This window comes from Vibrio frigidus, from assembly GCF_042465995.1.
In the GTDB taxonomy this organism is placed as follows: domain Bacteria; phylum Pseudomonadota; class Gammaproteobacteria; order Enterobacterales; family Vibrionaceae; genus Vibrio.
The window spans coordinates 1-22610 of sequence record NZ_JBCDMC010000019.1 but is presented as its reverse complement, the minus strand read 5'-3'; the positions used below and the strand labels follow the sequence as shown (position 1 = coordinate 22610).

General features: G+C 40.9%; 20 protein-coding genes. 6 read left to right on the top strand and 14 right to left on the bottom strand.

Annotated elements, in window-relative coordinates; all coding sequences use genetic code 11:
- The first annotated feature begins 330 nt into the window (after nt 1–330).
- The 3 genes from lpxM to AACW90_RS21495 are packed head-to-tail and all read left to right on the top strand — an operon-like array spanning nt 331 to nt 3558.
- On the top strand, nt 331–1281 hold the full coding sequence (lpxM, locus tag AACW90_RS21505) for a lauroyl-Kdo(2)-lipid IV(A) myristoyltransferase (RefSeq protein ID WP_390238755.1): 951 nt from the start codon (nt 331–333) through the stop codon (nt 1279–1281).
- Nucleotides 1281–2489 carry an O-antigen ligase family protein gene (locus AACW90_RS21500; RefSeq protein WP_390238752.1) on the top strand — a complete coding sequence of 403 codons (1209 nt, stop codon included), beginning with the start codon at nt 1281–1283 and terminating at the stop codon, nt 2487–2489. The genes lpxM and AACW90_RS21500 overlap by 1 nt, the downstream gene beginning before the upstream one ends.
- On the top strand, nt 2482–3558 hold the full coding sequence (locus tag AACW90_RS21495; RefSeq protein WP_390238750.1) for a glycosyltransferase family 52: 1077 nt from the start codon (nt 2482–2484) through the stop codon (nt 3556–3558). The genes AACW90_RS21500 and AACW90_RS21495 overlap by 8 nt, the downstream gene beginning before the upstream one ends.
- 209 nt (nt 3559–3767) lie before the next feature.
- Here the strand turns inward: AACW90_RS21495 and pseI are convergent, their stop codons facing one another.
- The 11 genes from pseI to AACW90_RS21440 all read right to left on the bottom strand — a co-directional run bounded on the left by pseI (nt 3768) and on the right by AACW90_RS21440 (nt 16759).
- Nucleotides 3768–4805: a pseudaminic acid synthase gene (gene pseI, locus AACW90_RS21490; protein ID WP_390238748.1), complete on the bottom strand. Its 1038-nt coding sequence runs from the start codon at nt 4803–4805 to the stop codon at nt 3768–3770.
- Between the two features lie 10 nt (nt 4806–4815).
- Complete coding sequence (locus tag AACW90_RS21485; protein WP_390238745.1) at nt 4816–5523, bottom strand: VOC family protein; 708 nt, start codon at nt 5521–5523, stop codon at nt 4816–4818.
- 11 nt (nt 5524–5534) lie between these two features.
- Nucleotides 5535–7727, bottom strand: a complete 2193-nt coding sequence (gene pseH / locus AACW90_RS21480) for a UDP-4-amino-4,6-dideoxy-N-acetyl-beta-L-altrosamine N-acetyltransferase (RefSeq protein ID WP_390238741.1) — start codon at nt 7725–7727, stop codon at nt 5535–5537.
- Entirely contained in the window at nt 7714–8844 is a 1131-nt protein-coding gene (pseG, locus tag AACW90_RS21475; RefSeq protein ID WP_390238738.1) for a UDP-2,4-diacetamido-2,4,6-trideoxy-beta-L-altropyranose hydrolase, read from the bottom strand. The genes pseH and pseG overlap by 14 nt, the downstream gene beginning before the upstream one ends.
- A gap of 216 nt (nt 8845–9060) precedes the next feature.
- Nucleotides 9061–9834 carry an SDR family NAD(P)-dependent oxidoreductase gene (locus AACW90_RS21470; protein ID WP_390238736.1) on the bottom strand — a complete coding sequence of 258 codons (774 nt, stop codon included), beginning with the start codon at nt 9832–9834 and terminating at the stop codon, nt 9061–9063.
- Nucleotides 9835–9848: 14 nt separating this feature from the next.
- Nucleotides 9849–11462 (bottom strand): aldo/keto reductase, encoded by a 1614-nt coding sequence (locus AACW90_RS21465; protein WP_390238732.1) that lies wholly within the window; start codon nt 11460–11462, stop codon nt 9849–9851.
- Complete coding sequence (gene pseC / locus AACW90_RS21460; protein ID WP_390238729.1) at nt 11459–12616, bottom strand: UDP-4-amino-4,6-dideoxy-N-acetyl-beta-L-altrosamine transaminase; 1158 nt, start codon at nt 12614–12616, stop codon at nt 11459–11461. Before pseC ends, AACW90_RS21465 begins: the two co-directional genes overlap by 4 nt.
- Before the next feature lie 9 nt (nt 12617–12625).
- Nucleotides 12626–13639, bottom strand: a complete 1014-nt coding sequence (pseB, locus tag AACW90_RS21455; RefSeq protein ID WP_390238725.1) for a UDP-N-acetylglucosamine 4,6-dehydratase (inverting) — start codon at nt 13637–13639, stop codon at nt 12626–12628.
- Nucleotides 13640–13775: 136 nt separating this feature from the next.
- Nucleotides 13776–14858: a glycosyltransferase family 4 protein gene (locus AACW90_RS21450; protein WP_390238723.1), complete on the bottom strand. Its 1083-nt coding sequence runs from the start codon at nt 14856–14858 to the stop codon at nt 13776–13778.
- A 12-nt stretch (nt 14859–14870) separates the two neighbouring features.
- Complete coding sequence (locus AACW90_RS21445) at nt 14871–15647, bottom strand: glycosyltransferase family 2 protein (protein ID WP_390238720.1); 777 nt, start codon at nt 15645–15647, stop codon at nt 14871–14873.
- Between the two features lie 59 nt (nt 15648–15706).
- Entirely contained in the window at nt 15707–16759 is a 1053-nt protein-coding gene (locus AACW90_RS21440) for a UDP-N-acetylglucosamine 2-epimerase (protein ID WP_390238718.1), read from the bottom strand.
- 140 nt (nt 16760–16899) lie between these two features.
- On the opposite strand from AACW90_RS21440, the gene waaA reads away from it, so the two are divergent.
- Nucleotides 16900–18162 (top strand): lipid IV(A) 3-deoxy-D-manno-octulosonic acid transferase, encoded by a 1263-nt coding sequence (gene waaA / locus AACW90_RS21435; RefSeq protein ID WP_390238716.1) that lies wholly within the window; start codon nt 16900–16902, stop codon nt 18160–18162.
- A gap of 230 nt (nt 18163–18392) precedes the next feature.
- On the opposite strand, the gene AACW90_RS21430 is transcribed toward waaA, so the two are convergent.
- Nucleotides 18393–19115 carry a 3-deoxy-D-manno-octulosonic acid kinase gene (locus tag AACW90_RS21430; RefSeq protein WP_390238715.1) on the bottom strand — a complete coding sequence of 241 codons (723 nt, stop codon included), beginning with the start codon at nt 19113–19115 and terminating at the stop codon, nt 18393–18395.
- Between the two features lie 164 nt (nt 19116–19279).
- Here AACW90_RS21430 and AACW90_RS21425 point away from each other — a divergent pair, with 164 nt between their 5' ends.
- A complete protein-coding gene (locus AACW90_RS21425) occupies nt 19280–20341 on the top strand; it encodes a glycosyltransferase family 9 protein (RefSeq protein ID WP_390238713.1) in 1062 nt (353 codons plus the stop codon).
- Nucleotides 20334–20822 (top strand): pantetheine-phosphate adenylyltransferase, encoded by a 489-nt coding sequence (coaD, locus tag AACW90_RS21420; protein ID WP_390238711.1) that lies wholly within the window; start codon nt 20334–20336, stop codon nt 20820–20822. Before AACW90_RS21425 ends, coaD begins: the two co-directional genes overlap by 8 nt.
- 173 nt (nt 20823–20995) lie before the next feature.
- On the opposite strand, the gene mutM is transcribed toward coaD, so the two are convergent.
- Together mutM and AACW90_RS21410 are read right to left on the bottom strand one after the other, a co-directional pair.
- Nucleotides 20996–21811, bottom strand: coding sequence for a bifunctional DNA-formamidopyrimidine glycosylase/DNA-(apurinic or apyrimidinic site) lyase (gene mutM / locus AACW90_RS21415; protein ID WP_390238817.1), 816 nt, complete (start codon nt 21809–21811; stop codon nt 20996–20998).
- 26 nt (nt 21812–21837) lie between these two features.
- Nucleotides 21838–22311 (bottom strand): hypothetical protein, encoded by a 474-nt coding sequence (locus AACW90_RS21410; RefSeq protein WP_390238709.1) that lies wholly within the window; start codon nt 22309–22311, stop codon nt 21838–21840.
- Between the last annotated feature and the right edge of the window lie 299 nt (nt 22312–22610).

The following is a 22610-nucleotide window of genomic DNA, read 5'->3' as shown; positions in this document are numbered from 1 at the left end:
AATCATTAATATTCTTCTAGATCGTAGTTCTATCATAAAAATATTTATTTAATTAAATCTACCCTCAGCAACTACCACATATGAACATGTCTAGACAAGTATTTGGTCTATATATAGATAATTGAGATTTTTGCGCCATTAATGGCTCACATTAAATTACTTGATCTCTCCATTTTAAAGAATATTCTTAGTGTATACAATGATTTGATGTATTCCAAACCCCTTCCCTACACCAACAAACCAACTTAAACTTTGAAACATACTGCTAATACCATATATACTTAGCGAGTTTTCCAGTTAACACTTAACTTTGTAAGTAACATAAAACCTATGAACCAACGCGATGATTTCGACAAAAACGCCTATAATCCACAGTTTCTCAAGTCATTTTTACACCCTAAATATTGGGGAACTTGGCTGGCTGTTTTACTGGCGTCAATATTTAGTTTTACGCCAACATCATTACGTCACTGGTTGGCTCAAAAACTTGCAAAATTTGCTCTAAGAATAAGAAACAAAGCGAATAAGCGGGCTCGTGTTAATTTGAGTATGTGTTTCCCTGAAAAATCCAATTATCAAAGAGAAGAGATACTCCTAAATTCATACATTACCTCTATCTCATATATATTGAGTTTTACTTCATTAACAACAAAAAACAAACATTGGTTAGAGTCAAATACCACCATAAATGGAATAGATAATCTTACTTCGGTTACTGAAAATAAAGAAAACGTTATCCTTTTAGTTCCTCATACTTGGGCTATTGATATTCCAGCAGTTCTGCTTGCTTCACAAGGCTTACCTGTATCCGCTATGGCAAAAGCACAAAAAAATCCTGTTTCTGATTGGTTAATGCATAAGCAGCGTGTTCAGTATGGTGGACGTATTTATGATAGAAGCGGCGGTATAAAGCCATTTATTAAATCCGTAAGACAAGGCTATTTGGGTTATTATTTACCTGATGAAGATTTAGGCCCAGATAACAGTGTTTTTGTTGATTTCTTTGCAACCCAAAAAGCAACGATTGCAGGCTTAGGTCGCTTGTCTAAGCTTAGTCGCGCCAAAATAGTTCCATTATTCGCAATGTATCACTCTGAGTCTGGTCGATATCAATTAGATATATATCCCGCGCTTCCTTTTCCTACTGAAAATGAACATCAAGATGCTCGCATGATGAATCAATGCATTGAAGAATATGTAGGTCAAAACCCTGAGCAATACATGTGGATTTTAAGACTATTGAAATCTCGTCCTGATACAGATAGAAACCCTTATAAATAATGAATATAACAAAGACCACTGATTTCATACATTCCATCCCAGTCTACTGGGCATTAAGTGGGCTGTTCTTTATTCCTAAAGGAGATAAAATTCTTGTTACTTTTATCATTATCTCCTTAATCACGAAGATTGTTGGTCACTTACTCCTTAAAGATAGAATTACTTTTAATTTTTCCAAGTTAAACGGGATAATTTTTGTCGCCTCAATCTATGCATCATTTTCTTACTTTTTACATACTTACAGCTCATCAGAAATCAGAGTATTGATTTCTACTTTATTATATTTGTTAATATCTTTTCCAAATATAAAATCATTAAGAAGCAATGTGTTGATTGTAATATTATTCGGGAGTTCCTTGGCACTAGCCGGTATGATGTATGAAATATTATATCTAGAAGGCCTTGACCGACGATCATTTCCATTAAGCGCGATACCGTTTGCAAACTTTATCGCTATTTTGGCACTATTAAATTATTATATATTTGATAATTTAGTCAGTTCCAGACGCTTTAGTTTCATTTCCTTCGGAACGACAATTATTTTACTTACTAGTGTGTTACTCACTGAAACCAGAGGGACTTGGCTTGCTATTACTGTCGCCGCGTTATTTATAGCTTTCATTAAAAAAGATAGATTCATCTCACCAAAAAAAATAATAATTACAATAATCATTTTTACTTTTTCCATTTTTGCCTCTTCCCACTATATTAAGAAACAGTATAATGAAACAAAAATTCAGCTAGATACCTATTATGTTGACAAATCCTACAGTTCATTAAGCATAAGGCTGCACCTTTGGCGAGCAGGTTTAAATATAATCGCCGATTCTCCGTCATTAATAGGTTTAGGCCAATCAGAGCATATAGCTATTATTCAACGTAATACTCCACCTAGCAACCCTCTATCTTGGTTCGACAACAAAAATTTCCACAACTCTTACATTGATAGAACAGTCAAATACGGATTCATCGGTTTGGGTATTTTCTTAACTTTTCTTGGATATCCGTTCTATCGAGGCCTCAAAGAGAAAGATCCTCGGTTGAAAATCCCATTAATTACATTGCCTATATTCATATCAGTAGCAGCATTGACCTATGTACCTCTATCGCACCCAGGTACCTTCTTCTTGTATATTTTCATCATGCACTACTATATACAGGCCTCTGATATGGCGCGAGAGAAAAGACTGGAAGCTACTAATGCATAAGAATTTGTATATATGCTCAACGGTTAGACACCTTTTATTTTCTGTATCTAAAGCTTCAAACGAGTTAAGCAGTCCAGCGATAATCCTTTTTTTTAAGGACTATCAAAATATTGAGCAAGATTCCATTGATGTCTCCACTCTTCCTGAACACATCCAGTTGGTGACGCTTACTCGAAAAGAACTGAATAAACACTTTAAACAATCTTTGATTGGAAAAATCATACTCGCCTGTGCATTACGTAAATTGTCTTTAGGCGCTCTCATTCAATCAAAGTTACTTCAACTTCTGAATGATTTTTATCCCTCTTTCAACCTAGAAAAAGACAACGTTACTTTATTTGTATTTAATGAAAGAAATAAAATGTCTCGGCTGTTTAGGTTATTAGTTGAACAATACGAAATGATTGAAGATGGTGTTGGTAATTATTATAAAATACCCATTAAAGGCTATAAGAAATACATTCGCGCTATAACTGGCAAGCCGTCTGATTACTGGGTATTTGGAGAGGATAATAAGTGTCAAAGAATTCACGTCGTCTATCCGGAGAACTTGCCTGAAGATGTTCGAAGTAAAGGAAAGAAAATAAACTTTTTGACCAATAAATTAGGTGTCGAAAACCTTAATCGCGTATTTAAATTCCATGCTGAAGAAATGAATACAGACGTTATTATTGCTACTCAACCAACATCAAAAGCCTACCAATCACAGTATGAAGACGCTGACTTTCAGATTAAAATATATCAATACATGATTGATTATTGCCGAAAAAACAGGCTAAAGGTTGCTTTCAAACTCCATCCAAGTGAGTCGATAGATACATATCAAGCCTTATATCCAGATGAAGTTTATTTACCAACCAAACAGCCGCTAGAGCTTGTTGTTTTAAACTGCGCTGCAACGCCGAATATCATGTCAATAAACTCAACAGCAGGGCTGGGGTTTGAGAATTTCTGCACCAGAAAGTCATTAATACTGGATGAGGATACCACTCGGTTTGGAGAGATTATGCTCAACTGGGAAAAAGACCCTGAACTTCTTAAAAAGAGAATTGAAGAGCTGCTTAACTAGTTAACGTCCTAGGCCTCAATTGATTCGCTTCGTAAAACCAGAACCCCACGAAAACCGACGTCATCTCCACGAAAGTGGAGATCTATTACCACCCAGATTCCCGTTTTCACGGGAATGACGGGAACGACGAAGTATTTAGCACTAACCGAACAGCATTACACTTTCGCGTGGATGACAACAAGCCGTGAGAATGACAAAGAATTGGGTACTTACTTAAAATGCCCAAATTTTAACGGCGTACCAAACGTTAGGTCTTCCGTTGCTGTACTACCTATAACATCATCAAGGTATTTCGGTAGTATGCCATTTCCCGGCCGAATCGACCTGACATGCTCATCTGTAAATATCTCACCTTTTGCTATGTCTTTGACTATGTACAATGAGCGACGGTGAGGTTTCGTTTGAGATTCTGCTTCGGTACTAATGAAGTTAGGCTGACCTAAAGACTCAAATGCCATCGCACAGTTATCCACTAAAGACTTTAGCTCTTCTTTTTCCAATGAGAATGCAGAGTCGGGGCCACCATCCGCTCTTGCTAGAGTAAAGTGCTTTTCAATAACACACGCCCCAAGTGCAACAGCAGCGATGGAAACACCAATGCCCATGGTATGGTCGGATAAACCAACCTCGCAGTTAAATGCCCCTCTCATTACAGACATCGTCGAGATGTTCGCTTGATCGGCGGGTGTCGGATAACCACTAGTACAATGCAGTAATACTAACTCTTTTGCACCGGCACCTTTCGCGGCTAATACAGCTTCTTCAATTTCCGCTAGGTTCGCATTCCCCGTCGACATAATGATGGGTTTGCCCGTCGATGCGACCTTTCGAATTAGCGGTAAATCAATAAGCTCAAATGACGCTATTTTGTAAGCAGGGGCCTCTAGTGACTCCAAAAAATCGACTGCAGTATGATCAAAAGGAGAGCTAAATATTGTAATACCTAGTTTTTTTGCTTCATCAAACAATACCTTATGCCAATCCCAAGGGGTATGGGCATCTTGATACAGGTCGTATAGTCGAGAGCCATCCCACAAACCACCTTTGATCAGAAATTCATCACCATTGTGGTCGATGGTGATCGTGTCTGCGGTATACGTTTGCAGTTTGACCGCATCTGCACCCGCTTCTTTTGCAGCTTTGATGAGCTCTATCGCCCTATTAATATCACCATTATGATTACCCGACATTTCTGCGATGATATATGGCTTATGTCCTGCACCAATCTTTCTGCCTGCAATTTGCATATTTTATTCTCTATTTTAATTTACTATCAATGTAGCGATTTATCTTGGTCAAATCATCAAGCTCAGACATCTGACTCGCGGGTATACTTATCTCGAACTGTTTCTCAATCTCCATTATTAGTAATAGATGTTTGAATGAGTCCCACTCGGCGCATACCTTCATTGATACTTCGCCCATGTCGCTATAGTTTGTTTCCATCACTTGATTATAAACCGTGAGCACCTGCCCTGAAGCCTTTGCCTCATTCGAATTAACGGAGATTATCACCGGTGACAATCGCTCAAAAGACGCTGGATAGGCTTCTAGCACCTCAAACAAGCCGTGATCGGGATGGATTAAAAAAGCGACTCTTCGGCCATCGAAGGCACCATCCGCTCTGGGTTCAACAACGAGCTTAGCGTTACTTTCTTGAGCTTTGGCCACCGCGACTTCAATATCCGCCACCGCATAACAAAGATGATACGCCCCGCTACCCTGTTTAATATGGCTTAAGATAGGTGATTTATCATTCAACGGGGACAATATTTCAACCGTTCCCATCCCGTTCAGCTCAACGAATGCATAATAAACCCCTTGAGCTGGGTTCTCTCCCGGCCCACGTAGAAGCTTACTTCCGGGAATAGATAAGAAGTCTCTCAAGGTTTTTTCTAGATTTAACGTTGTTACTGCATAATGATCGACATGCAACACGCCAATAGTTGAAAACAGGGGATTCACTTTTTTGCTCCTTAATTAACCCAGTCGGATTTAATAATCTGATCATAGCTTTGAATATTGTCTTGGGTAAGACTAAACAGCCACTTTTCATTCTCTTTCTTAAAATTATTCGTCGAATACAGTGATTCTACTGGCCTATTTTTCTTACTCGCAACGAAACGACCTTCTACCTGTTGAACGCCAGATTGCATCGCCTTTTCAAGCAGTTTCGACAGTATCGCTTTTTCAATATCTCGCCCCATCACTCGACAAGACATAACAAAATTATCTATCGTCCACGATGACTCTGTTTTAAGAACAACTAAGGCCGCTACGCCTTCGAAATCAGACGAGTATTTGTCCTTGGTCTTGATGTGAATAACCAAAGCGTCCTGACTTTCTGAATACGCTTTGAGCTGCTCTTTACTGTACCTTGTCGTGGTGGTATTAAACTGATTTGTCTTGCTAAACAGCTGATACGTGCGGTCAAAATTGTCGGCATTTAAAGATTCAAATCGAGCTTCCATCTCTAAACTTTTCAAAAAGCTCTCTCTATCTCCAAAGCTCGATTCTGCTTTTTTAATATTGACTCGTTTTTTATATAATTCAGCTCGGCGCTTGTCAGAATCATTCACACTTGCCACCCATAATTCCGGTAACTGTGAGATAAACTCAAACCATTCTGCAGGGTCTTCGGGTAACTCAGGGACAAAAACATTGGGTAGGTGGCGTCTTACTTCAGCCCTTTCTACTGGATTATCATCGATAAAACATAATGAAGACTCACCAAGGTTAAGCTCTTGTGCTAATGCTTGAATATTCGAAGCTTTGCTTTCCCAGTTAATTCTCCAGGTCACAAAGTCATCTTTACGCAAACGCATATTGGTATGCTTTTCAATCGCTTCTAACGCCACACTTTCTGTATTCTTACTGCATACCGTAAGCAAAATGCCTTTCTCTTTAAGGGAGAGGAATAATGATTGAAGATCTCGATAGATATTACCGGGGTAATCACCACCAAGTGCGATACCTTCCATTCCATCATCACCGATGATGCCCCCCCAAAGGGTGTTATCAAGGTCGAGGACTAACGCTCTTGCTGTTAGTACATTTGAAGCCATCACACTGCCAATAATGGCCTTAGAATAGGCCTGCAAATACTGAGCACTAAAAGGCGCTCTTGCTACATACCAGAATTTATTGGAAAAAGAGCTAGCGGAGCCGTGTCTTCTGATTTGATCACTATAAGGAATAATATGTATCCCGTTTTCGGCCACCAGCTGATACAAACGTTGGTTCCAAGTCGCGATCAAACTATCCAATTCAGAACCTGATAGCCTTTCTGATAATGTGTGCGGGTACCCTTTTTGCAAAGAAAAGTCGGCAACATAGATCGGATTTTTTCTACTGGAAGCCAATTGCGCAATAAATTCAATATACTGCGTTACTCTTTCTTCTATGCTGAGCAAGGCGTCATACGTCGACGTGGTATATATATCGGGGTAAAAATCCTCTACGCGCTCGATGAACAAATACGCGGCATCGTCTACGTTTAACTCTCGATTATTTGGGTCAAGCAGATCAAGCATATAGCGACCAAACTCGCTCTGCTTAACCTGATAAGGGAATTGAGGGTAGATTTCACATTCTCTACGAAGTTTATCGGCTAAAAAATCCGTATTATGCGAGGCAAACAGATAAAGAGCCGCTCTTGAATCTATTCGATTATGTGGGTATTCGTATTTCATATACACCACTTCCTTACCCGTCTCAGTAGCTGAAATTGGTGCTTGGCATTCTATAAATCCACACTTTCTATGCAGTGTCCAAGCAAGTTGATTATCTTTCAAAGACTCACAATACAATTCATGCAGTTTGAGCGTTTTATCCGCATAACCGATCACGGCCTGCTCTAATTCTAGCCACACCGAAGTGCGCTCTGTCTGGTCAAGGTTGGCATTGTCTAAATAAAACCCCCACCATGCCGTCGCGCTCTTGATATCTCGCTCATAAATAGTCACCACACCTACCGGTTTGTCATTGCTCTCAAAGATCAGGATTTCCCGCTCTTTCATCTGCATAGTTTTATCCCACCACCCAGAATGTTCATCTTTAGAAATAAGGTGGTCTGTCAGCATCACCGATCTTACATCCTGATGATTGCGCCATTCTAAGACCATCCATTTATCGGCTTCAACAGCAGGACGAATTCTATAGTTTTTCATTTTCTGACATCTCGACTAATTCTTTACACACTTTTTGACAGCCAATGCCATCAATCATTTCTGCACATATTTCAGACTGCGTATATAGAGCAACATAATTTGATTTAAATGACTCATAAGCCTTTTTATAATCCTTGGAAGAAAGCGTTTCGCTCAACCCTAAAAAGTTATGCCCATTCACTGCATTCAAATCTTTCGCTAATTGTGTTTGATTGTCTGCGACGGAACAAACGATACCGGGCAATGCCAATACGCATCGTTCCCATGTTGTCGCGCCTACCGCACCTACATAAAGATACGATTTAGAAAAATAGTCCATCATATTAGAAACTTGGATATGCAAATCAACTCGCTCTAGATTATTGTTTATCAATGTTTGGAGCGATTCGATATTGGGGTTATTCATCCCAACAATGACATCAAAATGATCATGATTATCTGGCACGTCTAATAAACCGGAAAGCGCTTTTTCTGTCTCGTTCCCGATATCAATGCCACCAAAAAAAAGAACCACATTTCTACTGTCATATCTTGAAGAGTAATCTTGAAGTTCATCCCTTACTGATTTGAATTCTGGTCGAAGTAAAGCAAAGGATGGTCCAGTTAATAACATTGATGCTTGGGGGACTCGCCTTTCATAACGCGTTGAACCATTAATATAAAAGTTCTGATCAAGTAGTAAATCGCATTCATGCATCCGATCAGCTAGATCATCGATCTGCATAATATGCCGAGTATACGGTCTTACGGCTGTATGCCATTGATGTTCAATCGCGTAATTATCGGCAATAATCCAATCAAATTTGGTGGACGAACTTGTTGATAGGTAGGCTTGTATCGCCTCTGTTATCTGATCGATTTCATCTTTATAACTCACTTCTAGCCAAGCGGCGTGCAGGCAATGCTTTTCATTCGATAGGTCAACATCTTCTTTAATCGACAAGGTCACAACTTGATGTTGCGTTTTGAGCATCTCAATCAAGTTTCCAGGCATTTTTCTACAGAAAAAGACCACTTCGTGGCCTTTTAATTTAAGTTGGTTCGCTAATGTAAGCGTGCGGTACACGTGCCCCGTACCCATTTTTAATGAGGCATCGACTCTACATCCAAATAACACATTCAACCTCAACCATTAAAAGAAGTAAAAAACCACCTGCAGATAAGGTGGGATTAAACCCTCACTTTCGTGAGGATGACAGGTTCTAATAACCTTAACCAACCCCTTCGTCATTCCCGTGAAAACGGGAATCTTGTTGGAATCAGATCCCCACTTTCGTGGGGATGACGTTGCTTTTCGTAAGGACACAGGATTAGCATAAATAAAAGCTTATAATTACCAAGCCGTCCAACCACCATCAACAGCCAAGTTGCAGCCGTTGACGTAAGAGCTCGCTTTGCTTGCCAAGAAAACAACCGGCCCTTGGATCTCTTCTGGGCTCCCGACTCTTTTCATAGGCACTTTGTTTGCCAGAACGTTCAAAAATGGTTCAGCGTTGTTCGCTATATTTGGAAAGGGCCCAGGGGATATGCTGTTAAAGCGAATATTTTCCTTTCCAAACTCGCAGGCACCATATTTACTCCACTGAATCAGAGCGGCTTTCGCAGCGCCATAAAACGGTGGGTTAGTACCTTCGGCGGTATTGTAGATACCTAAATCTGGGGAAACACAACCATACATAGAAGAAATATTAACAACCGATGCATATCCAACACGTTTTACAGACGCTCTTAACAGTGGCAATGCCACCTGAAATAGATTGTTGGCTGACTCTACCGTTACTTTATAAGCATTGGTAAAATCGCTGCCTTCACTGCATTCAATTGTACCGCCCTTGCCTGCATACGCATTGTTTATAATAACGGCCAGAGTGCCCTTATATTGGGCAAAAAACTGATTGATAGAACGGGTATCGGTGACATCAAAGACCGCCGCTTCTGCACTATATCCTAATTCGGCTAGTTCCAAGATCGTTCTATTCGCATTCTCTTCGTTTCTAGAATTCACCAGTACCTTCGCTCCCGATGACGCTAAGCCGATACACATTTCTTTACCAAGGTATCCAGTGGCACCCGTGACTAATACCGTTATTTCTTTTAAATCAAACATATTATTCTCGTTCATTATGTCCACAGCGCTGGGTTCAGAAGCTTGTCATTTATACTTTTAGGTCGAGAGGTATCAATAGAAGTAAGTTGCATAACATTTAAAGCCGGAAGTGCCATCATGTTGGCATTCTCAATAACCTGTTCAACATTGTCACTCCCTAGTACTAACCCATCAATCCAAGCTTGAGATAAAACGTAACGAATACAAAGTTGATGTACATTGTTAGAGTCGGTTTCTTCAACGTGTCTTTTTAGCCAATCTGGTATTTCTGTTTGATTATCACTTGCCTTTGCCCAAAGATCTTTTTTATCCGTTAACAGTAGCCCTTGTAGAAAAACACTTCTTACATGAATAGTAAGGTCACGTGTTTTCTTCTCTTGAAGAATCAAAGGGATTAAGTCATTCCAACGATAATCGAGTATGTTAAATGGCAATTGGATGATTGAGATGTCAGCGTTAGAAAGCGCGAGCTCCAGCTCCTGCGCCGATTGTACAGATGCACCTAACTTCTCAATATAACCTTCAGATTTGAGGGCTTTCAGTTTCTCAAAAATCACACCATTAAATGCCGTAATATGAGATGTTCTGTGTAACATCAATACATCTAGCTTATCTAGTTTTAGATTTTTACAAGAACGTAAAACGGAGTTTTCGACCAGACTTTGCGCTAATGCTTCACTGGTATTTTCATTTATCGATGCAAGCGGATCTAATTTCGTGATGACGGTCTGTCGCCCCTGCCAACCTTGTGTTAGCCACTTACCGATTACAGCTTCACTTTCACCGTAAGCACGAGCGGTATCGATATAGGAAACGCCTAAATTAATCGCGCTAGACAACATGTCATGGGCCTGTTCTATATTCGGTTGGCCAGCATCATTATTGATGCCATAGTTAAGACCTAATTGAACACTTCCCAATACAAGCTTTTCAGCCTTGCCAGCTCCCTTAAAATCCGCTTTCAACCTATCGACCAGTTCCCAACAAGACACATCCAGAGGGTTTTCAATTTGGTCGAATAATGTAGACATGTGTATATAGTCATCAAAGCTATCTACCGTACAACGCAGGTGGCCTAACTGCCTGTCAGAATAGGTAGTTAAATAACGGTCACCATATTTACGGCGTACGTAAGGTGTCACATGCTCTTGGTCAAAAGCCTCTGAAGTCGACGCATTCGCTTCACGTAGACAAGACAGATAGGTTACCTCTACGGACATACCATAAGGAAGGCCAGAGGCTTCTCCATTTACACAGAGATACTTTAATGAGGAGCCTATTAGCTCTTGAATAACTTCAGCAATGAGTTCTGCATCTGGCACAACATTATCGGCAGTTAAGCGAACCACGATGGTTTCATCGTCATAAGCTGCAAACGCTTTAACAAACCGATCTAATACATTATTTAGGCTCCCTCGGAAATAAGGGACGTTGTGAGACTCTAACGTATGGCATAAGTGATCATCCGTTGCTTCTTCAGAGGTAAGGACTTTAAGATCAAATTGTTTGTTATTAACCGCTCTTTTCGCAGCCAGTACCGATAAAGGCATGCCCCCAATCGGTAACAACACTTTTCCCGGAAGACGACTAGAGTTTGTTCTTGCTTGCAACCCAACGACGACTTTCATTCTAGGGTCTCTTTAATGGCAGTAACGACGTCACTTTGCTGCTCTTCTGACATCAAATGGAACATAGGCAAAGAGATAGCTTCGTGGTAGTAGCGCTCTGATTCAGGAAAATCTCCCCACTTAAAGCCCATTTTTTGATAATAAGGTTGGGTGTGTACTGGGATATAGTGAAGATTGACACCAATACCTTTTTCTCGCAGTTCGTTAAATACCTGTAGATGGGTTTTAGATATCTCATCAAGTTTTAGGCGAATAACATACAGATGCAGCCCAGAGTAGGTATCTTCTAATTGGATTGGAAGCACGATGGGTAAACCCGATAAAAGCTGATAGTACTTGTCCGCGAGCTTGTGTCTCTCACGAACAAAAACACTCAAACGTTCCATCTGAGAAACACCTAAAGCCGCTTGTAACTCCGTCATTCTATAATTATAACCAAGCTCTACTTGCTCATAGTACCAACCACCATGAGACTCACCTTCCATTAGGTCAGGGTCCCGAGTCACACCATGGCTTCTAAACAGATTCATCTTTTCAGCGAGGGTTTTATCATTGGTGAGCGCGGCACCGCCTTCAGCCGTGGTTACAATTTTTACCGGATGAAAACTAAATACGGTAATATCCGAAAAATCACAACTTCCTACGACACTTTCTTTATAGCGTCCACCTATCGCATGCGAGGCATCTTCTATGATTTTAAAGCCAAACTCTATAGACAGTGCATGTATCGCCTCCATGTCACAAGACTGCCCACACAGATGTACCGGGACAACGACTTTAGGCAAACACTTCGCTTTCTTTGCTTCAATAAGCTTTTTCTGTAGCTTTTTCGGACACATATTGTAGGTGTCCGGATCGATATCCACAAAATCGACCTTAGCACCACAATAAAGCCCGCAATTTGCAGAGGCAACAAAGGTGGTTGGAGAGGTCCAGAGGATATCCCCTTCACCAAGATCGAGAGCCAAACAGGCGATATGTAGAGCCGATGTCGCGCTGTTTACCGCTAACGCATAGTTAGCACCGGTCACATTCGTCAGCGATTTTTCAAACGCAGGAACCTTCGGTCCCTGCGTCAAAAAATCCGATTTCAGTACTTCAACAACCGCATCGATATCTTGTTGAGTAATATCTTGTCTACCGTATGGAATCACAGCCTTTCCTCACACTGAAAAATTAGGGTCAACATGTTCTACTATTAGGTCACGTAAACCTTGAATGGTTTCCCATTCGGTGTTGGTTCCAGAATTGTACTTAAACCCAAACGGTACTTTTTCGGCCTTATGATGGTCCATATATTCGTCTTCAGAATAGTGAAGCGAAACCGACGGTAAAATCACATAATACTTACCAAGATCAATGGTATTGAGTGAGTCTGTATCTGTAATCATCTCTTCATGAAGTTTCTCACCAGGACGAATACCCACCACCTTCGTTTTGCATTCAGGTGCAATCGCTTCGGCTATATCTAGTATTTTGTAAGAAGGGATCTTTGGAATGAAGATTTCACCTCCAATATGATGTTGAATTGCATACATCACCATATTTACGCCGTCTTGAAGAGATATATTGAAACGGGTCATCTCTTCATGTGTGATAGGTAACAAGCCCTCTTTTTTTCTGTCCATAAAAAATGGAATGACAGAACCTCGTGAACCCATTACGTTACCGTAGCGAACCACACTGAACTTGATGTCTTTCGAACCACGTATATTATTTGCGGCTGTAAATAACTTATCAGAAGCAAGTTTTGTTGCGCCATATAGGTTGATCGGTGCACACGCTTTATCAGTAGACAACGCAACCACATCTTTTACACCGCAATGAAGCGCAGCTTGAATGACATTCTCTGCACCATCAATATTGGTACGTATACATTCCGTTGGGTTGTATTCAGCGGTATCTACTTGCTTAATAGCAGCAGCATGGATAATGACATCAACACCTTCACAGGCTTGGATTATACGTAAACGGTCACGCACATCACCGATAAAGAAACGAAGTTGAGGATAATCTTTATGAGGGTATTTTTGCTTCAACTCAAACTGCTTTAATTCATCACGAGAATAGATAATGATTTTTTTAACATCTTGATATCGTTCCAGTATAGTTTTAATGAACTGTTTACCAAAGGAACCGGTTCCGCCTGTGATGAGTACTGTTTTATTGTTTAGCATAGGTAATTTAAACTCTTATCAATTTTTCAATTCGATCTTCATAAAGTAATCTAATAATAGCATGCCACTTTACGTAAATGCGGCATTGTCATAACGTTACCGATGAAGCTCACGTTGTTATTTAGTCAAGCATTTATCAATTTTCGTTCAACAATATTTCGAAGAAATCCAAATGTTTCTTAACCGTTACCTGAGAAGTAAAGTGACTCTGCAACCGTTGCTTTGCCGCTTCTCCCATTTCCAGGCATTTATTCTTATCTTGGGCCAATATATTCATCGCTTCACCAAGCAACTTGGCATCAGCGGTTGGCACGATAAAGCCTGTGCTCCCATCGACAACTAACTCTGGTCCACCACCTGTCGTCGTAACCACAGAAGTGGTGCCGTTAGCCATCGCTTCAATAATCGTTCTTGGCAAGCCTTCTCCACTTACCGATGGCTGTATCTGAAAATCAGCCATGCACATCAAAGAGGGTATATCGGTTCGGTGACCAATGTAATGTATTCTGTCGCTCATCGGGCTGTCTTTCATTTCTTGAAAATGAGGTTCAAAACCACTGCCTGCTAAGATTAAATGAAAATTGGGCGCTGTTATATATTTGCTCGCCTGCAAAAGAACAGAAATACCTTTGCTCGGTCTTACATGCGCAGCCGTTATCGCGACAACATCGGTCTCTTTTAACCCCAAAGAGTCTCTGTCTGTTGCTGGTACTTTATACCAATCGAGTTCATGACCCTTATAGATTGTCACCACATGATCTCTATTTTTCCATACTCGCTTAACCACATCCTGTCTTACAGCGTCGGACACACAAACGATACCGTCAACTCGTGGATGCAATTGAGTGAGATACGCACTTGGGTCATGTCGATAAAGACCACCGGTAGTACCGCGATAAACAACAAGTTTGACATCAATCCCGATACAAGCAAACGCAGCATTAGGGATGGTTTTAGAATTAAACGCATAACAGACATCATAATTATCCGCTTTAAGCTCTGTTCTGATTTTTTTTATCGTTTGTAAACAGATCTTACGCTTAGGATAAGCATCGATGACTTTAATGCCACTCTCTTCAAGCTTACTCACATGCTCAGACTCACCTTGAGTCATAATAGTCACTTGGTGACCTTGGCGGACCATTTCCATAAAAATAGCCGATTCTGGTCGCAAACTATTCCATGCATGTAGATAAGAAGCACACACTAATACTTTCATTTTATTCTCTTATTATTTTTTAACTCGAGACTCATTTTCCAATACCCATAAACCAGCATACTTATTAAAGTTAACCTGCGCATACGTCATTGCCATAATAAACCCTACACTCCCGTCCAAGAAACCTCGTCTTAGAATATATATAAGAAAAAAAGTCCAAACGGCTCTTAGCAAAGCGAGAAACAGCCCATGCGACTTTTTGCCTTTACGATGATATTTTTGTGAACCAAGCCAAGCATATTGAGCCGCTTTATCTAACCCATGACCAAAGTCTCGATGGGTATAGTGAAGTAAATGCCCTTTAAGTGTGCCGATGCTACCCGCTATAGGTACGACTGTTTCATGTACTTCATCTAGAGTATATCTCGCACCTTCGCGTTGGAATAATCTCAGCACAGAACGTGCACTTCGACCATACCGAAGCGTTTTTCCATATAGCGTTACGCCCCAAGGCAATTTGCAGGCACTGTGCTTAATAGTGTCTTGCTCTAATAGTGCTTGAAGATCTTTTGCCATGGTTTCATCTAAAGCTTCGTCAGCGTCGATTGAAAGTACCCAGTCGCAAGTTGCTTTATCTAATGCTCTCTGTTTTTGTTTCCCAAAACCCGGCCAATCTGTAACTTCCACGTTATCGGTGTATTTTTTACATAACTCTACCGTATCGTCTGTTGAACCACTGTCTAGTACGATGATTTCATCAGCAACATCGACGACTGAACTCAAACAAGCTTCTATTCTATCCGACTCATTTTTTGTGATCACAATGACTGATAACGTGTGCTTTCTCATTCAAATTGCCCTTTTTTCTAAATCTACGTATAAACCTAGCGATAAATTTCGCTTTATTATTAAAATTTCCAGTATCCCAATGACTTTCGGATTTTGTAATTTCTAAACCAGTTTTTTGGTTTGGTATTTGTCCAACCCGATTCAATCATCTCTGTCACCGCATTTAATACACGCGGAGCGGACTGACCATCTAGAAACGGTGTAACACTCGGCCCATAACTTTTAATCGCAGTCATCAATTCTGATGAAGGGGCTAACCCTTGCTCAATAGCGTTTTTTAACTGTTCCGGCTGAGTTATATTAATAAAGCTTGCTTGAGCATCTCTATTATCAACCGTGACTACCGGCTTGTTTAACAACAAAAACTCCTGAAAAATCGAAGAGTTATCGCATACCATCACATCGGCTCGATGCATCATCGCCACAACCTGATCATTATAAAAAAACGTCAAATTATCAGATTCAAGTTTGCGGTATTTTTCAACCGTCTCTTTGGCCATTTTGGGATGCAAAGTAACTAACCAATGCCAGTCACCAAGCTCGCTTAGCCTTTTTACTTCTTCATACACCAACTCGGCACATGACAAACTTGGTGAAAATGTTGATGCAAAAAATATCTGTGGTTTCGACTTTTCAACGATCGAACTTTCAGTATAGCCAAATAAACTGTCCAACTTTGTCCAACCCGTTTCAACCACACGAAAGTACCCTTTCGACTCAGCAATCGGCTGCAAAGTTCCCGTTCTTTCGTGCCCCTCGGTACAATAAAGATCAAACATCCCTCTTTCAGGGTAAGTATTACCGCGCTTACTTTCGTTAAGGCCGTGAAATACTTGCACCTTAATTCCAGAGATAAAGGAAGGGACTCGATCTCCAGGAACAAATACCGCATCAGGTTTAAATTGAACGGCATCGTTTAAACTTGCACATGAAATCTCATTCTCTAGAAGAAAATGATTAGAAGCGTCTTTACCGACCAACATCCACCTAATATCATATCCCAATAATTTCGCATGCTTCTGTATCGGTCTTAAGATTTCAAAAGAGTAATTTTGTTCTACATAGAGTAGAAAACGATACTTTTTTGATTCAGACTCATGAGGTGAGATCATTTAGGCTCTCCGAAGAAGAAATGTGGCGACTAATAATAACAGACTAAGCATGCATGCTTTATAGTTTACTGTTTATTGTTTACAAAAAACACGTTACCTTTCGTTTATTGTTTTTTCTGTATTTTTAAATGGTTACAAGGATGCTTATCCGTCTACTCTATACATTCGTTCTTTTCCTTGCCTGCCCTTTTCTTCTTATCAGTTTATATAAGAAAAAGCCGGGTAAACCGTCCTTTGGTGTTCGGTGGAAAGAGCATTGGGGAATAACGCGTAAAACCAATGCCGTCGCGCCGATCTGGATTCACGCGGTATCGGTAGGGGAAACGATTGCTATAACACCCGTAATTAAAGCGATAAAAAAGCAAAATCCAGCTCAGTCTATTGTCCTTACTACCACCACAAGCACTGGCGCTGAGCAGGCTGAGAAGTTAGGCGACCTAGTTGAACATAGATATATGCCTATTGACTTCTCTTGGTGTGTAAGAGGTTTTCTGCGTGCAGTAAAACCGAAACAGATGCTCATTGTGGAAACGGAATTGTGGCCAAACACTTTGCATACCGTCGCAAAAGCAAATATCCCTATAACAGTACTAAATGCCCGTTTATCAGAAAAATCTTGCCAACGTTATGCAAAATTCCAAGCGGTGTTCACCCTATTGGCGAGTAATATTTCTCAAATTCTTTGTCAGCACGAGAGTGATGCAGAGCGATTCATACGCCTTGGTTTCCCGAAAGAAACGATTAATGTGACTGGCTCCATCAAATTCGACATCACGGTTCCAGAAAAGACGGTCAAAGAGAGTCAGGCATTAAGAATCGAGCTCAATGAAACGCGACCTATTTGGATTGCAGCCAGCACGCATTCTGGAGAGGACGAGTTATTGCTGCAAGCACATAAGACACTATTAAAAACACAACCTGATGCCCTGATACTACTGGTTCCAAGGCACCCAGAGAGATTTGCGTCGGTAACCGAACTGGCACAACAACAAGGGCTGAATACCGTAACACGGACAAGCGGCGCCGCTGTACAAGCAGAAACTCAAGTCTATATTGGCGATACCATGGGAGAAATGCTGGTATTACTAGGGTCAGCCGATGTCTGCTTTATGGCGGGTAGCTTAATTGGAGACAAGGTTGGAGGACATAACTTGCTTGAGCCTGCGGCGTTAGCTAAACCGCTCATTAATGGCCCAAGCTATTTTAATTTTGCAGAGATTACTAAACAACTAATAGCAAATAATGCGGTAGTTATCTGCAAAACACCCGATGAAATTGCAGAACAACTTCATCGGCTTTTTTCAGATAAGGAGAAGTCAACATCGATGGGACAAGCCGCTCTTAATGTAGTTAAACGTAATCGTGGCGCACTGAGCAATACGCTTAAATACTTGAGCCTTTGAAATAGAATCCACAGATTACTCACTTCTTACGTCATCCTCTCTCTCCGTCATCCCCACTCTCCGTCATCCTCTCTCTCCGTCATCCTCACGAAAGTGGGGATCTAATATCACCAAGATTCCCGTTTTCACGGGAATGACGAAGTATTTCGCACTAACCGAACAGCATTACGTTTCCACTGGAATGACGAACGAAGGGGGAATGACGAGCAGAAGAAGTCACCTTCGCCTGCTTATGCGGAACGCCCTTCGGACACAGCCTCATACCCTTCAACCAACGCTTCCCATTCATCCTCATTCCAATGAATATTCCGCTTACCTTGTTCTTTCAAAAATGAACGCTTTAATCTTTCTAGGTTAGCCGCTTTCCACTCTTCACCAGTTTGCGAATAGCATTTATCGAAATCGATAATCCATACCTTTTGTTCGTTATCGAGCAAAATATTATGAATATTCAGGTCCGTATGGTTCACACTAGCGTCATGCATCTTTCGGATCTCTCGACCGATACTATGGTAAACGAGCTTACTCAATGAGTTTTCTTGCAAGATATCAACAAGATCACAAGCGTTTGGTACTTTTTCACTTAATAAATCTGCTCGATAGAAGAAACCTATTTTTATTGCTCCCGCCGCAATGGGCCTTGGAACATTTACCCCCGCGGCACGAAGCTTTGTTAGTAACGTAAATTCCTGATAACTTCTTGTCTGTTCCCACGCTTTAAATAGGTACTGATCTTTCACTATCTTTCCAAATAGCCCTCCTCGACGATAGTGTCTGAGTGCACCTTGAATGTGATCCAATTGTACAAACCAAGTGGTTCCCCGCCCTTGAGCAGAGCCCACCACTCTATTTTTCACATACCAATAAGGTGCATTCGTACACATTTCAACAGGAACCGACAGCAGATCAGAGTCGTACCAAATGGTTTCATTCTTATTTTTGTAAACTTGCACGACGACCTCTTATTTGAAAATATTGAATCTTTCTAACGTGGTATTCAGCCATTAACTTTCAAGCTTCAAGAAGCGAAGTGATCAAAGCTCAAGCACTACGATAGTTTACATTTAACCATGGCAACTGCATAATTCGACTTAACTCTTTTACTGGTAAAGTGCTTATGGCTCTTTTTTCTTCTGCCCCAAAATCTCTTTGTATTTTAAGACTTTCTGCTATTGGCGACGTTTGTCATGCTATCTCTGTTGTTCAGGCGATTCAAGCCTACTGGCCTGAAACCGAGATCACTTGGATAACAGGAAAAATAGAAGCTCAGTTAATTGGCCACCTATCCAATATCAATGTTGTGGTATTTGATAAAAAAGAAGGCTTTGCTGGCATGAAAAAAGTTTGGCGTCAGCTTTCCGGTCAACGCTTTGACGCGTTATTGCATATGCAGGCGGCGATAAGAGCAAGCGCACTTTCTTTCGGTATAAAGGCAAAATATAAAATTGGCTTTGGCAATAATAGAACCCGGGAAGGCCAGCGATTTTTCACGAATAAACACCTACCAAAAACAAAGTGTTTCCACGTGTTAGATAATTTTGCAGAGTTTGCCAGATATATAGGTGTACCATTTGACACCCCTACTTGGACAATTCCACTTAGCCAAGAAGATATCGAATTTGCACAATCTCACTTAACAAACATGCCGACACTGGTTATTTCACCGGCAGCAAGCAAAGACGAACGAAACTGGTTAACAGAAAGGTATGCTCAACTGGCTGACTACGCAAACGAACAAGGATTACAGGTTGTATTGTGCGGTTCGCCTGCACCGAGAGAAGTGAAACTTGGTGAAGACATAGAGGCTTTATGCCAATGCCCTGTAAAAAACCTCATCGGCAAGACCAATTTAATGCAATTAACGTCCATACTCAAACAGGCCGATGTCGTTCTTGCTCCTGACACTGGTCCTGCACATTTAGCGACCACTCAGGGAACACCTGTCATTGGATTATACGCCCATAGCAACCCATTACGAACTGGCCCTTATAATAGCTTAGAATACATTGCTAGTGTTTATCAAAAGCATGTCGAAGAGCAACAGGGAAAACCTGTTGAAAGTTTACATTGGGGCGCAAGGGCAAAAGGAGACAACCTGATGCAAGATATTAGTCTAGATATGGTAAAACAGAGCCTAAACAAGGTACTCATCAAACTTAAGGAAGGCAGCCATGAATAATCACGTTCTGTATCCCGGCACATTTGATCCTGTCACTAATGGACACATGGATATCATCATTCGAGCGGCTAAGATGTTTGATCTGGTCACTGTTGCCGTGGCCTATAGCCCGAGTAAAAAAACCATGTTTTCGCTTGAAGAGCGGGTCTCCATGTTGCAAGAATCGGTTAAAGAACTCAACAATGTCTCTGTTGAAGGGTTTTCTGGGCTTCTTGTTGATTTCGCCAAACAAAAAAAAGCGAACCTACTCATTCGAGGATTAAGAACGACGGTTGATTTCGAGTACGAATTTGGCTTAACCAATATGTATCGTAAGCTATTGCCTGATCTAGAAAGTATCTTTCTTACCCCCGCGGAAGAGTTTGCATTCCTCTCCTCCACCATCGTAAGAGAAGTGGCTATTCATGGCGGAGATATCGATCAATTTGTCCCCGTTGCCGTTGCCATTAAACTAAAAGAAAAAGCAGAGCATTCTTCTTAGATTATTCTTTTGGCTAATTATACGATTTACATTAATGATGTAATCAAAATGAATTCGATTCCGCAGACCGCTCAATACATCCTTGTTCGCTTAGCAAAGGCCATCCATAGCCTTTGAGGTCTGCTCCATCGAACACATTTAGTCTACTCAGTTATTCAATGGCATTGGTATAACTATTTTTCTGGTTGGCAGTCTGCACAAAAATAGCTATTTCTTTGCCCTATTTTCAGTTGTTGAATATCTTCACCGCAGAGTGGACAAGCTTCACCCGCCTTGCCATAGACGCATAGTTCCTGCGCAAAATAGCCAGGTTTACCATCCGCCTGATTAAAGTCTTTAAGCGTTGTACCACCTTGCTTAATCGCGGTAGCAAGTACTTGCTTAATGACTTCCACTAACGCCTGCCATTCATTGAGTTTTAATTTTCCTGCAGCAGTTTGAGGGTGAATTTTGGCTAAAAATAACGATTCATTTGCGTAGATATTACCAACACCAACCACCACTTTGTTATCCATAATAAACTGCTTCATGGAAACACGCTTTCCGCGGGCTTTTTCGAATATATAGTCAGCATTGAAGACCTCTTCTAAAGGTTCGGGACCAAGGTGCTTGAATAATTCATGCTCTTGTTCTTTATCTTGCCAGAGCCAAGCACCAAATCTTCTAGGGTCGTTATAGCGGAGTAATGTTCCGTCGGTTAGCAGTAGATCGACATGATCGTGCTTACCTGCTTCATGCCCTTCATTCAATACTCGCAAAGACCCAGACATACCCAAATGAACAATAATGCTGCCTTTTTCAGTTTTTAACAGAAGGTATTTTGCTCTGCGTTGAATACCTAAAATGACCTGTCCAGTAAGCTGACTCAGTTCTTCTGGGATCATCCAACGAAGTTTCGGTTGACGAATGGTGATGTGTTTTATGGTTTTACCAAACAAATGGGGAGTAATACCCATTCGACTAACTTCTACTTCTGGGAGTTCAGGCATGGGGTATAGGTTATCGGCTAGATAATTTATAGATAAGGGAAAAGGTAGTCCTCTTCTACAGAAACCGCAATCCATTTCTGTTCCCAACTTTTCATAAGCCAGAATTGAGGGGTTTGGTAGTAGGTCACTCTTTGCGGCTCTTCCTTGTCTAAATACCAAATTTCTAACGTGTTCGCTTTTGGTAGCTGCTCTTTTAACTGCGCAAAAGTCACTTCATCCACTTCTGTACCTGCAAGAAAATGCCATCTCTGTACGAGCTCTAGAGGTGAAATGGAGAGATCTTTATTGGCAACCCATTCAAGATTATGTCTTTGAATAGACAGAGTAGCAAAGTGCATCTCTCTAATATCCGATTGAGGATCCATCACGTAAGGATAAATGCTCTGCGCTGGTTCCATGAAGTTGTTCTTAATGATTGTTGGTAGATTCAATATCAGCATAAAAACAATAACAGCGAAAATAAGAACATTGTTCCAGCCACGACGGGAGAATTTTTTCATAGAATAATACCTGACCACACGACGAATAGACCGAAAGATAATTTATCAATTAATGAGCTAAACTACTAGCGATGGATCGCGAGACAAAAATTCCCACGCAGGTGTATACGGTTCGGTTAGTGCTAAATACTTCGTCATTCCCGTGAAAACGGGAATCTTGGGGGTATTAGATCCCCATTTTCATGGGGATGACGTTGGTTTGGCACTGATCACCAACATGGGTAACAGATCTGACCGGGCACATGGGTAACATGTAGAAGATTCCCGTTTTCACGGGAATGACGGTGGCTTCATTTTGC

Excerpts from the sequence above, each read along its gene's own strand:
- lpxM (WP_390238755.1), top strand. The coding sequence starts at position 331 with ATGAACCAACGCGATGATTTCGACAAAAACGCCTATAATCCACAGTTT.
- AACW90_RS21500 (WP_390238752.1), top strand. The coding sequence starts at position 1,281 with ATGAATATAACAAAGACCACTGATTTCATACATTCCATCCCAGTCTAC.
- AACW90_RS21495 (WP_390238750.1), top strand. The coding sequence starts at position 2,482 with ATGCATAAGAATTTGTATATATGCTCAACGGTTAGACACCTTTTATTT.
- pseI (WP_390238748.1), bottom strand. The coding sequence starts at position 4,805 with ATGCAAATTGCAGGCAGAAAGATTGGTGCAGGACATAAGCCATATATC.
- pseH (WP_390238741.1), bottom strand. The coding sequence starts at position 7,727 with ATGAAAAACTATAGAATTCGTCCTGCTGTTGAAGCCGATAAATGGATG.
- AACW90_RS21470 (WP_390238736.1), bottom strand. The coding sequence starts at position 9,834 with ATGTTTGATTTAAAAGAAATAACGGTATTAGTCACGGGTGCCACTGGA.
- AACW90_RS21465 (WP_390238732.1), bottom strand. The coding sequence starts at position 11,462 with ATGAAAGTCGTCGTTGGGTTGCAAGCAAGAACAAACTCTAGTCGTCTT.
- pseB (WP_390238725.1), bottom strand. The coding sequence starts at position 13,639 with ATGCTAAACAATAAAACAGTACTCATCACAGGCGGAACCGGTTCCTTT.
- AACW90_RS21450 (WP_390238723.1), bottom strand. The coding sequence starts at position 14,858 with ATGAAAGTATTAGTGTGTGCTTCTTATCTACATGCATGGAATAGTTTG.
- AACW90_RS21445 (WP_390238720.1), bottom strand. The coding sequence starts at position 15,647 with ATGAGAAAGCACACGTTATCAGTCATTGTGATCACAAAAAATGAGTCG.
- AACW90_RS21440 (WP_390238718.1), bottom strand. The coding sequence starts at position 16,759 with ATGATCTCACCTCATGAGTCTGAATCAAAAAAGTATCGTTTTCTACTC.
- waaA (WP_390238716.1), top strand. The coding sequence starts at position 16,900 with ATGCTTATCCGTCTACTCTATACATTCGTTCTTTTCCTTGCCTGCCCT.
- AACW90_RS21425 (WP_390238713.1), top strand. The coding sequence starts at position 19,280 with ATGGCTCTTTTTTCTTCTGCCCCAAAATCTCTTTGTATTTTAAGACTT.
- coaD (WP_390238711.1), top strand. The coding sequence starts at position 20,334 with ATGAATAATCACGTTCTGTATCCCGGCACATTTGATCCTGTCACTAAT.
- mutM (WP_390238817.1), bottom strand. The coding sequence starts at position 21,811 with ATGCCTGAACTCCCAGAAGTAGAAGTTAGTCGAATGGGTATTACTCCC.
- AACW90_RS21410 (WP_390238709.1), bottom strand. The coding sequence starts at position 22,311 with ATGAAAAAATTCTCCCGTCGTGGCTGGAACAATGTTCTTATTTTCGCT.